We start from the raw sequence: 10,339 nt of genomic DNA on the forward strand, positions 1-10,339 counted from the left end.
GATTTTATGCCCTGCGCATTGGTCATTGTCGGATATTCAGTCCAAAAAACGACGGCCCGTTGCGCAGGGTTGTCGCGCCACCAGCACGGCTCGCTAAAGGCAATCACACCACCCTTGGCCAGCGATGATTGCCACAGCTTCAACACAGCGGTGATCCCCAGAAAATACACCGCCCCCGCACACCAGATAAAATCATAAGGCCCACCAATGTCCGCCATATCCCCGACCCGCATATCAACCCGCATTTCATCGCCAACCCGCAATCGCGCCTCGGTTATAAAATGCGCCTGTTTGTCCAGTGCGTTCACGTGCCCTTTGGGGCAAGCTGCCAGCAACGGTGCAATATCCGCGCCCGAACCACAGGCCACATCACAAATCCGCGCCTCCGGCCCGATACCGGCCTGCGCCACAGCCCAAGCCACATCCGCATCTTCACCCGGCCCCTCGCGATCCAAATCACGATAGAGTTGGTAAAATGGCGCAACTGTCACCACAGGCACCAATCGCACGCAGTGCTCATACAGTTGCGCCGCACGGCGCTCCGTTGAACGGGTTGGCGCATCACGCCTCCCCGTCGCGGATCAGTTTCCAATTGATTGCATCCAGCAATGCCTCGAAACTCGCATCCACAATGTTGGGTGACACCCCGACGGTAGACCAGCGCGCGCCTGAGCCATCCTCACTGTCAATAATCACCCGCGTCTTGGCTTCTGTGCCACCATCGGTAATACGCACCTTGAAATCAACCAGCCGCATGTCGTCGATACAGACCTGATATGGCCCCATATCCTTGGCCAGCGCCTTGGCCAGCGCGTTCACCGGCCCACGATCATTGCCAGCAGCGTCCATGCTCTCGGACACCGACAGCTTCTTCTCGTCGCCAATTTTCACCACCACTACGGCCTCGGACAGGCTGATCATCTTGTCATACTTGTTCTTCCTGCGCTCCACCGTCACCTTGTAGCGCTTGACCTCGAAAAAAGTGGGGCAAACGCCCAATTCACGTCGCGCCAGCAACTCGAAACTGGCCTGCGCCGTATCGTAAGAATACCCCTGCCCCTCGCGCTCCTTGATCACTTCCAAAATGCGCCCAAGCGCCGGATTACTTTTTTCAACGCTCAAACCCGCATCCGCCAGCCGTTTGCGCAAGTTGGATTGCCCCGCCTGATTTGACATCGGAATGATCCGCGCATTGCCCACAGTTGCGGGCTCGATATGCTCATAGGTGGTCGGATCTTTCAGGATCGCACTGGCATGCAGCCCCGCCTTATGCGCAAAGGCCGACGCGCCGACATAAGGCGACTGACGCAGCGGCACACGGTTCAGGATTTCATCCAGCTGACGACTGATTTTCACCAGCCCTTCCAAGGCGTCCATACTGATCCCCGTCTCGAACCCCTCCGCCAGTTGCGGCTTTAGCAACAGCGTCGGGATCAGGGTGGTCAGGTTGGCATTGCCACAGCGCTCGCCCAGCCCGTTCAGCGTGCCCTGCACTTGCCGTGCCCCCGCATTGATCGCCGCCAATGTGCCCGCCACCGCATTTTCGGTGTCGTTATGAGTGTGGATGCCAATATTTTCACCGGGAATGCCTGCGTCAATCACCGCCTTGGTGATTTTGCCGATCTCGTCAGGCAAAGTGCCGCCATTGGTGTCGCACAGCACCACCCAGCGACAACCGGCGTCATAGGCCGCCCGCACGCATTGCAGCGCATACTCGGGGTTGGCCTTATAGCCATCAAAGAAATGTTCGGCATCAAACAGAGCCTCGCGATCGTTGGCAACGATATGTTTAAAGCTGGCTTTGATGTTCTCGACATTTTCCGCCAATGGAATATTCAACGCGGTTTTGACATGGAATTCGTGGCTTTTGCCGACCAGACAGACGGCACTGGTGCCCGCGTTCATCACAGCGGCCAGCACATCGTCGTTTTCAGCGCTACGGCCCGAGCGTTTGGTCATCCCGAACGCCGCCATCGTAGCTTTGGTCTTCACCCCCGCCTCGAAAAACGCACTGTCGGTCGGGTTCGCCCCCGGCCAACCACCCTCGATGTAATCCACACCCAGCTGATCCAGCATTTCAGCAATCTGCACCTTTTCCGGTGTCGAGAACTGAACCCCCTGCGTTTGTTGCCCATCGCGCAAGGTGGTGTCGTAGATATAGAGCCGCTCTTTAGTCATAACGCACCACCGGACGGCACCGCCGGACAGCGCCCGACCCTCCCCACGGGAGGGCGCTTTTGCTGCCTTGGCTCTGGACGATACGTTGCGCATCTTGCACCGTGGCTCACGTCCAAACCCTCGCTAACGCCCCCCCAGGGTCGGGCGCTGCCCTCTGTTGTGAAGGGGGTCATTTGAGGGCCTCCAGTTTGGATGGGTCAAAGTTGGAGGTAATATCAAGTGTTATATCGGTCTTAGACATCCTTACCTCGATCCCTGCGTCTACAAGAATCTTTTTTATCCTATCTACCTCTGCAAAATCTTTTGTCTCCACCGCAGTCGTATGGGCATCTGCAAGGCGGTGTTCTAACACCTCTATGTCGATCGGATCACCCAATATCTTCTCAAGAGAATACCCAAACGAAACGGACCAAATTTTCTGATAATCAAACCCAAGAAACTCTAGTGCCTCGGCTAGTTCAATTGCGGCATCCACACTTGTCTTCGCTTTCTTGGCAAGCGAATGCATCTCTTTTATTGCCAGTGCCGTATTCAAATCATCCGAAACAACAGTAGTAATTACTTTTGGCGGGTTCTTGCCGCTGTATTCCTTGGCAACATCATCTCGCCACAGGTCAATGGTTTTCTTCCAGCTAAGCAACGTCGCCTCTGCCTCTTTAGCCTTCTTCTCAGTCCAATCCATCGGCTTCCTATAATGCGTCGACAGAAACACAAACCGGATCACCTCGCCCGGCACCCCTTGGTCCAACAAATCACGCACCGTAAAGAAATTCCCCGACGACTTGGACATCTTCTTGCCCTCGACCTGCAACATCTCGTTGTGCATCCAATACCGCGCGAACTCCGCCTTCGGATGCGCACAGCAGCTTTGCGCAATCTCGTTCTCATGATGCGGGAACATCAAATCATTGCCGCCACCATGAATATCAAACGACGCCCCCAACAATTCATACGACATCGCCGAACATTCGATATGCCAACCTGGCCGTCCGAACCCCCAAGGCGACTCCCACCCTGGCTGATCGCCGGTTGACGGCTTCCACAACACAAAGTCCATCGGATTGCGTTTGTAGGGCGCAACCTCGACCCTTGATCCGGCGATCATATCTTTGATAGAGCGCCCTGAAAGGGCTCCGTATTCCTTGTAGCTCTCGACCGCAAACAGCACATGGCCCTCGGCAGCATAGGCGTGGTCTGATGCAATCAGATCCTCGATCATCGTCACCATCTGCGGGATATACTGCGTCGCGCGCGGCATGTGGTCCGGCGTAAGAGCGCCCAAAGCCGCCATGTCCTCCAGAAACCACTGGGTCGTTTCGGACGTGATCTCGCCAATCTTGCGCCCATCCTGCTCGGCCCGCGCGATGATCTTGTCATCCACATCGGTGAAATTGCGCACGTAATTCACATGCTCCGCCCCATACACATGGTGCAGCAACCGGTACAGCACGTCGAACACCACCACGGGTCGCGCGTTGCCAAGGTGGGCGCGGTCGTAAACCGTCGGCCCACAGACATACATGCGCACGTCATTGGCATCTATCGGGGTAAAGACCTCTTTTTTGCGGGTCTTGGTGTTGTGCAGTTTAATTTCGACCATGTTTTCCTCATCAGGCGTAATTCACCCGCGGGCATATCAAGTTCGGTCATTGTTTGAAAACGAAAAGAACGGCCCGCGTGACGTATGTCAGCTGGTAATACAAATACAGCAGGTGCAAGTGTTCTTGTTCATGCGCCATAGGTATCAGACGCGGCGCACCTTGTCACCCCCAACACCTGTTGCCATACTCGCCCCATGGACCAAACCAAAGTCAATGCTATCTGCGCGACCTTCAAAGGCGCCAAGCAGGAATTCCCCTTCGGGCCGGAACCGAACGTGTGGAAAGTCGGCAACAAGATTTTCGCAATCACCAATGCGCCAAACGGTGTGTCGTTGAAATGCGCCGATGGCCCCACCGCCGATTTGCTGATCGACATGGGCCGCGCGTGCAAAGCACCCTATCTGCCATGTGGCGGATGGATATTGGTTGAATGGAACACGATGGACGCGGACGAGGTGGCCGAGCGATTGCACACCTATTACATCACTGTGCGCGCCAACCTAACCAAGAAAGTGCAGGCCGAACTGGGCTGATTACCACCGCATCGTATTTTCCACCCGTGACAATCAAAAGCGGAACAGTTTATAACGGCGCAATCACAGGCAATCAGGACCACACTATGCAGCGTTCAACCCAAGACACGATCGCAAAGCGCGGTATTTCCCCCATCATCCTCAGCATCCTTGTCGCCGGCTTTATCATGGCCGCCTATAACAACACCTTCTGGGGCAACGGATACCGGATATTTGAGGGCAACATGCTGCATCTCACCCTGTTCGGCATCGCGGTTTTTGCCCTGGTGCTGTTCATCATTGCGCTGTTTTCCAGCAAATGGCTGCAAAAACCGTTCCTGATCCTGCTGCTGATGACCGGCGGCGTGTCGTCCTATTATATGGACACACTGGGCACGATGATCGACCGTGACATGATCCAGAATGTGGTCACCACCACGATGCAGGAAGGCAAGCACCTGATCACCTTCAGCTTTATCAGCCATGTGGTGATTTACGCGGTCATCCCATCCCTTTTTGTACTGCTGGTTAAAATAAAGCGCCCGTCCTTCTTGCGGGCCATGATCAGCCAAAGTGGGCTGGCCGTGGGGGCATTGGCGCTTTGTGCCGCTTTGCTGATGGCAAATTACAAAACCTTTTCCGGCGCAATCCGCAGCAACAAAGACCTGATGGGCAGTTTCCAGCCCGGAGCACCCCTGTCCAGCACCATTCGCTATGTTAATCTGGTGTTGAACACCCGCGATATCGTGTTGCAACCCCGTGGCGAGGATGCGGTGAAAGGCCCGCTGTTGACGGCCACATCTAAACCGGTTCTGACCGTAATCATGGTTGGAGAAACTGCACGCGCCCAGAATTTCGGCCTGAACGGATATGCGCGTGACACCACACCAGAACTGGCCGCCCGCAGCGACATCATCGCCTTTCAGGATGTCAGCAGTTGTGGCACCGCCACCGCCACATCCCTGCCCTGCATGTTCTCGCGGTTTGATCGCGGCAGCTATTCTTACGAGGCCGGACTTGGCAATGAAAACCTGCTGGATATTCTGTCTCGCGCCGGTGTGCAGGTGGAATGGTTCGACAACAACACCGGTGATAAGGGCATAGCAACCCGTGTTGGCGGCCCGCAGATCCTGACCTACCTTAAGAACGAGGACTATTGCAGTGTCGGCGAATGCAACGACGGAATATTCCTGCCAGTTTTACAGGACGCAATCGATAATATCACCGAGGACACCGTTTTGGTGATGCATAATATCGGCAGCCACGGGCCCGCTTATTACCTGCGCTATCCAGACGAATACAGACGCTTTACCCCGACCTGCGACAAGACCGAACTGAAGGATTGCACCCAGGAAGAAATCACCAACACATATGACAACACGCTGGCCTATACCGACCACATATTGGCCGAAACCATCAAGATGCTGGAGACGCAGGACAAAGCCGTTACCACAATGATCTATATGTCGGATCACGGTGAATCCCTGGGCGAAGGTGGCTTGTATCTACACGGCACCCCCTATTTCATGGCGCCGGACACGCAAACCAAGGTGCCCTTTGTTATCTGGCTGTCCGAGGCTTATAAATCCGCATTTGCAACAGATACCGAGTGTTTGGCTGAACGTGCGATGCAACCCGCAACCCACGCCAACCTGTTCCATTCTGTGTTGGGATTGATGGACATCACCACGACCGAAAAAACCGCAGACCTTGATCTGTTTTCTGCCTGCCGCACGGCACCGGAGTAACCGATGACCCAACCTGAAAAACCCAGCCAAGTTAAACCGGAGCGCATTACAGGCATCAAACATGTCTTTGCCGCCACCAGCTATTCCATCGGCGGAATTAAACGGCTGTGGGGCGAAACCGCGTTCCGCCACGAGGTGTTGTTATACATGATTGTCCTAGGCATCTTTGCCGCAATTGGCGCCAACATGGCTGAATTTCTGGGAGCGAGCATATTGGCCTTGCTACTGATCGCAACCGAAGCTCTGAACACTGCAATCGAGGCCGTGGTCGATCACATATCACCGGAATGGAACGAATTTGCCCGTGACGCCAAGGATTTAGGATCACTTGCGGTCATGTGTTTGTTGATTGCAAACGGACTGTTTCTGGCATACGTGCTGATCCAGCACCTTATCCTGACCTAGAAGACGAAATATCCATGTCAAACCCGCTGAAAATAGTCGCCGTCCCGATGCACCCCGAGGGGCTGAAGTTCGTTGCCATCTTTGCCGCCCTATCCGTCGCCCTAGGCCTGCTGTGGGGGCCACTGTTCTGGGCTGGCATGGTTCTGACCGTCTGGTGTTACTATTTCTTTCGCAATCCGGTGCGATCCGTGCCGCAAAACGACGACCTGATCCTGTCACCCGCCGACGGGATTGTGAACCTAATCACCACCGTTGTCCCACCAGAAGATATGGGATTAGGGCCGGAAGAGCGCGTGCGGGTTTCGGTGTTCATGAACGTGTTCAACTGCCATGTGAACCGCGCTCCTATGGCGGGGGAATTCACCAATATCACCTATCACAAAGGCAAGTTCGTCAACGCCTCGCTGGACAAAGCCAGCGAACATAACGAGCGCAACTCGCTGACCATCACCAATGCGAAAGGCCTGAAAATCGGCGTGATCCAGATCGCTGGTCTTGTAGCGCGTCGCATCGTTTGCTTTACTTCGGTCGGGGCGCAAACCGAGGCGGGCGTGGTGTTTGGCCTGATCCGTTTTGGCTCGCGACTGGATGTGTTCCTGCCCGTTGGCGTGCTACCCAAGGTCGTTTTGGGGCAAAACGCGGTCGCCGGTGAAACCGCGCTGGCTGATCTGTCAGACCCGACCCCGAATTACGTGGGGAAACGGATTTGAACGTCCCCGAACACAAAAGCATTCCCCTGCGCCGGTTCATCCCGAACTTTGTTACAATTTTCGGGCTTTGCGCTGGCCTGACCTCGGTGCGCTCTGGCATGGCGGGAAATTATTCGATTGCGATGGCGCTGCTGCTGCTGGCCGTTCTGCTGGATGGCGTTGATGGCAAACTGGCCCGCATGCTTGATTCCAGCAGCCAGTTCGGGGCCGAACTCGATACCTTGGCGGATTTTTTCAACTTTGGCATCGCGCCAACCATCTTGCTATATCTGATGTTCTTTGCAGGCACTGAATTTGCCAACATCGGCTGGTTGGCGCTGATCATGTTCACCATCGCCTGCATGATGCGGCTTGCCCGTTTCAACGTCGCCCTGATGGAGGATGACGACACCCCCAAAGACAGCCGCTTTTTCGTCGGGGTGCCTGCCCCCGCGCTGGCCTGCCTGGGGTTCTTGCCCGCGTTCCTGTTTCTGGCCGGCTGGACCGGCATTGCCACCCACCAGGTGCTGATTTCGCTTTATATCATCGGGGCGGGAGCCCTAGCTGTTAGCCGGATCCCGACGTTTTCACTGAAACATGTCAGTGTCAGCCCGCGGCATCAGGTATGGATGTTCGGTGCTGTTGTGTTGTTCATGATCAGCCTGACGGTATATCCGTGGCATGTGATGGTGCTGGTTGACCTAATATATCTGGCCTCCCTGCCAATGTCCTATAAGGCGGCCAAACAAGGCACCGTGGCAGAATAAATCTACAAAATAACCTACTGGGCGAAATTCTGCGTGATGTAATAGGTGCCGCAATACTGCGCCTTTGGGTCCAGAGTGATTGCAGTGCCAACCATCTTCATCCGGCGATCCAGAATATTATGCCGGTGATCCGGTGAATTCATCCACAGATTCACAATATAACGCGCCAAAGACTGATAGCTGTGCGGTGGGATAACTTGCCCTGCAGAATTGCTGAACTGGCAACTGGCCGCGTCGTCGATAAAGAACTGCTTTTGCTCCATCCGGAAACGGTAAACCATACCGATGTTTTCTGCCGTGGCCTTCCAGCGCAGACCGGACCGTTTGATCCGTTGGCCCAATGTGCGACGTCCCGAAACGGTCGAGGTATGTGACATATTACTTGCACGGGCCATCCATTTGCTGTGCCCCGCCGCCATGTTGCGCAGCTTGGGCTCCGAGCGCAATTTGCCAAGGCCGGCACGACATCTGTGATAGTTCACTTCAACCCGAACTGCGGCATCCAGCAGGGACGCATTAATCCTTTTTCCGGGTTGAATAACCTGATTACCACCCGATACAGTCTTGCGCGTACAGGCTTCGGCCTGTGCAGCAAAGGTTAGGGAAAAGCTGGCAATCGCCAGCGCGAACAAAAGTTTCTTTTTCATTACGTGCACCTCAGGATATGTTGCTCGATACATAGTTCGCACCAACTCAACACCAAAACATTGGCAAAACCATGTCCGTTTTTTGTGCATTTTGCCCAATTTTAATAAAGCCATCCCCATAGCTTGGGTAAATGAATACGTCTTTGTATACTCTATAGATACAAAAAACCTTTAGGGCGGTGGATACCCGCCGACACATCTGCCAGCCCAAAAAATGCATCCACACAATTCCCCGTTTGACAAACGATCTTTGGCATGGTCGCGTGGCCGAAATACGTTAAGGAGTCGCGCGATGGAACAATCAAACCGGATCACCACTTTGCTGGGCAGTAGCGATGACGGTTGGGGGATTTTCCTCAAAGCCCGAGCGATGATTGCGGATGGAACAGACGTGATTGAACTGACCATCGGCGAACACGACATCCGCACCCGCCCCGACATCCTGAAGGCCATGCACAATGCCGCAATGGGCGGGCATACCGGATATGCGATGGTGCCGGGCAATACCGATTTGCGCCAAGCCGTGGCGGCAAGGGTACAGGAACGTACCGGCGTGCCGACAACGATGAACAATGTGATGATCACCCCGGGTGGGCAATCAGCGCTGTTTTCCTCACACCTTGCAGTTTGTGACAGTGGTGATACCGCGCTCTATATCGACCCTTATTATGCCACCTACCCCGCCACCCTGCGGGCCGCTGGTGCAATGCCGCAGACGGTTTCGGCCCATGCGGTGGATAATTTCCAGCCCCGCGCCGAAGAGATCGCCAAATACGCAGCGCGCGCCAAATCCCTGCTGATCAATTCGCCCAACAACCCGACCGGCGTGGTCTATTCCCGCGCCACACTAGAGGGCATTGCGGGTGTGTGTCGTCAGCACGATCTGTGGCTGATCTCGGACGAGGTATACGACACCCAGATATGGGAAGGCGAGCACATCTCGCCCCGCGCCCTGCCCGATATGGTGGACCGCACGCTGGTGGTTGGGTCGATGTCCAAGAGTTATGCGATGACCGGCAGTCGTATCGGCTGGATTGTGGCCCCCGAGGCTGTGATCGAAAACCTGATTAACCTCGCCACCCACACCACCTATGGCGTTCCTGGCTATATCCAGGACGCCGCGCTGTATGCGCTGGGGCGTGGTGCGCTGCTAGAGGCCGAAATCGCCGCACCTTTTGCGCGTCGACGTGCCATTGCGATGGAGGTGTTGGCGGGGCAAAACGTGGTCAAACATGTGCCCTGCATGGGCGCGATGTATCTGATGCTCGACATCCGCACCACGGGGCTGTCCGGCAAAGGGTTCGCCGACGCGCTGCTTGACGTTGAACATATCGCCACCATGCCCGGCGAAAGCTTCGGCATCTCGGCGGCAGGCCATTTGCGGGTGGCAATGACAGTGGATGATGAGGCATTTCGCGAGGCGCTGACGCGGTTGGTGGGGTTTGCCAAAGGGTTGCTGGGATAGCCCGCCACTCCCACATTGACATATCAGGATAGCCCCGCAATATTTACGGTCTATCCATTTCATAGGGTTTGTCATCAATCATGAAACAGACGTCTTTACCAGTTACGCCAGATGCCAAGTCACCAGCTGGCGCAGACATTCGTTTCATCATGGATGGAACAACCGGAAATATGATTCATAGCACCGTGCCACCGGGTCAGATTAATCGTGCAACAGTTCATTCCACTATCAGCGAGTTTTGGCATATTCTAGAAGGCACCGGGGAAATCTGGAGGAAGGATGAAAGAGAAGAACGAATTTCACCATTGGAAAAAGGTACGTCGATTG

General features: G+C 55.1%; 11 protein-coding genes. 7 read left to right on the forward strand and 4 right to left on the reverse strand.

The window, feature by feature from the left end:
* The 3 genes from ACWB12_RS13400 to cysS form a co-directional block, all read right to left on the reverse strand.
* Positions 1-491, reverse strand: a 491-nt coding sequence (locus ACWB12_RS13400; RefSeq protein WP_479530595.1) for a class I SAM-dependent methyltransferase, incomplete at its 3' end; no start/stop codon positions are given.
* A 70-nt stretch (positions 492-561) separates the two neighbouring features.
* The gene (gene cimA / locus ACWB12_RS13405; RefSeq protein ID WP_479530596.1) at positions 562-2,178 is read right to left on the reverse strand and encodes a citramalate synthase; all 1,617 of its coding nucleotides are present in this window, start codon (positions 2,176-2,178) and stop codon (positions 562-564) included.
* A 169-nt stretch (positions 2,179-2,347) separates the two neighbouring features.
* A complete protein-coding gene (gene cysS / locus ACWB12_RS13410) occupies positions 2,348-3,778 on the reverse strand; it encodes a cysteine--tRNA ligase (RefSeq protein WP_479530597.1) in 1,431 nt (476 codons plus the stop codon).
* Between the two features lie 195 nt (positions 3,779-3,973).
* Here cysS and ACWB12_RS13415 point away from each other — a divergent pair, with 195 nt between their 5' ends.
* The 5 genes from ACWB12_RS13415 (at position 3,974) to ACWB12_RS13435 (ending at position 7,900) form a co-directional block, all read left to right on the forward strand.
* Positions 3,974-4,312: an MmcQ/YjbR family DNA-binding protein gene (locus tag ACWB12_RS13415; RefSeq protein WP_479530598.1), complete on the forward strand. Its 339-nt coding sequence runs from the start codon at positions 3,974-3,976 to the stop codon at positions 4,310-4,312.
* An 86-nt stretch (positions 4,313-4,398) separates the two neighbouring features.
* Entirely contained in the window at positions 4,399-6,039 is a 1,641-nt protein-coding gene (locus tag ACWB12_RS13420) for a phosphoethanolamine transferase (protein WP_479530599.1), read from the forward strand.
* A gap of 3 nt (positions 6,040-6,042) precedes the next feature.
* On the forward strand, positions 6,043-6,444 hold the full coding sequence (locus ACWB12_RS13425; protein ID WP_479530600.1) for a diacylglycerol kinase: 402 nt from the start codon (positions 6,043-6,045) through the stop codon (positions 6,442-6,444).
* A gap of 14 nt (positions 6,445-6,458) precedes the next feature.
* The gene (locus tag ACWB12_RS13430) at positions 6,459-7,154 is read left to right on the forward strand and encodes a phosphatidylserine decarboxylase (RefSeq protein ID WP_479530601.1); all 696 of its coding nucleotides are present in this window, start codon (positions 6,459-6,461) and stop codon (positions 7,152-7,154) included.
* A complete protein-coding gene (locus ACWB12_RS13435) occupies positions 7,151-7,900 on the forward strand; it encodes a CDP-alcohol phosphatidyltransferase family protein (protein WP_479530602.1) in 750 nt (249 codons plus the stop codon). Before ACWB12_RS13430 ends, ACWB12_RS13435 begins: the two co-directional genes overlap by 4 nt.
* A 14-nt stretch (positions 7,901-7,914) precedes the next feature.
* Here the strand turns inward: ACWB12_RS13435 and ACWB12_RS13440 are convergent, their stop codons facing one another.
* Positions 7,915-8,547 carry a CAP domain-containing protein gene (locus ACWB12_RS13440; protein WP_479530603.1) on the reverse strand — a complete coding sequence of 211 codons (633 nt, stop codon included), beginning with the start codon at positions 8,545-8,547 and terminating at the stop codon, positions 7,915-7,917.
* 292 nt (positions 8,548-8,839) lie between these two features.
* On the opposite strand from ACWB12_RS13440, the gene ACWB12_RS13445 reads away from it, so the two are divergent.
* Both ACWB12_RS13445 and ACWB12_RS13450 read left to right on the forward strand, forming a co-directional pair.
* Complete coding sequence (locus tag ACWB12_RS13445) at positions 8,840-10,012, forward strand: pyridoxal phosphate-dependent aminotransferase (RefSeq protein ID WP_479530604.1); 1,173 nt, start codon at positions 8,840-8,842, stop codon at positions 10,010-10,012.
* Positions 10,013-10,092: 80 nt separating this feature from the next.
* The coding region (locus ACWB12_RS13450) for a hypothetical protein (RefSeq protein WP_479530605.1) at positions 10,093-10,339 on the forward strand (247 nt) is incomplete at its 3' end.

The sequence above is a fragment of the Profundibacter sp. genome, assembly GCF_056498605.1.

Excerpts from the sequence above, each read along its gene's own strand:
- ACWB12_RS13445 (WP_479530604.1), top strand. The coding sequence starts at position 8,840 with ATGGAACAATCAAACCGGATCACCACTTTGCTGGGCAGTAGCGATGAC.
- ACWB12_RS13425 (WP_479530600.1), top strand. The coding sequence starts at position 6,043 with ATGACCCAACCTGAAAAACCCAGCCAAGTTAAACCGGAGCGCATTACA.
- cimA (WP_479530596.1), bottom strand. The coding sequence starts at position 2,178 with ATGACTAAAGAGCGGCTCTATATCTACGACACCACCTTGCGCGATGGG.
- ACWB12_RS13440 (WP_479530603.1), bottom strand. The coding sequence starts at position 8,547 with ATGAAAAAGAAACTTTTGTTCGCGCTGGCGATTGCCAGCTTTTCCCTA.
- ACWB12_RS13415 (WP_479530598.1), top strand. The coding sequence starts at position 3,974 with ATGGACCAAACCAAAGTCAATGCTATCTGCGCGACCTTCAAAGGCGCC.
- ACWB12_RS13430 (WP_479530601.1), top strand. The coding sequence starts at position 6,459 with ATGTCAAACCCGCTGAAAATAGTCGCCGTCCCGATGCACCCCGAGGGG.
- ACWB12_RS13420 (WP_479530599.1), top strand. The coding sequence starts at position 4,399 with ATGCAGCGTTCAACCCAAGACACGATCGCAAAGCGCGGTATTTCCCCC.
- cysS (WP_479530597.1), bottom strand. The coding sequence starts at position 3,778 with ATGGTCGAAATTAAACTGCACAACACCAAGACCCGCAAAAAAGAGGTC.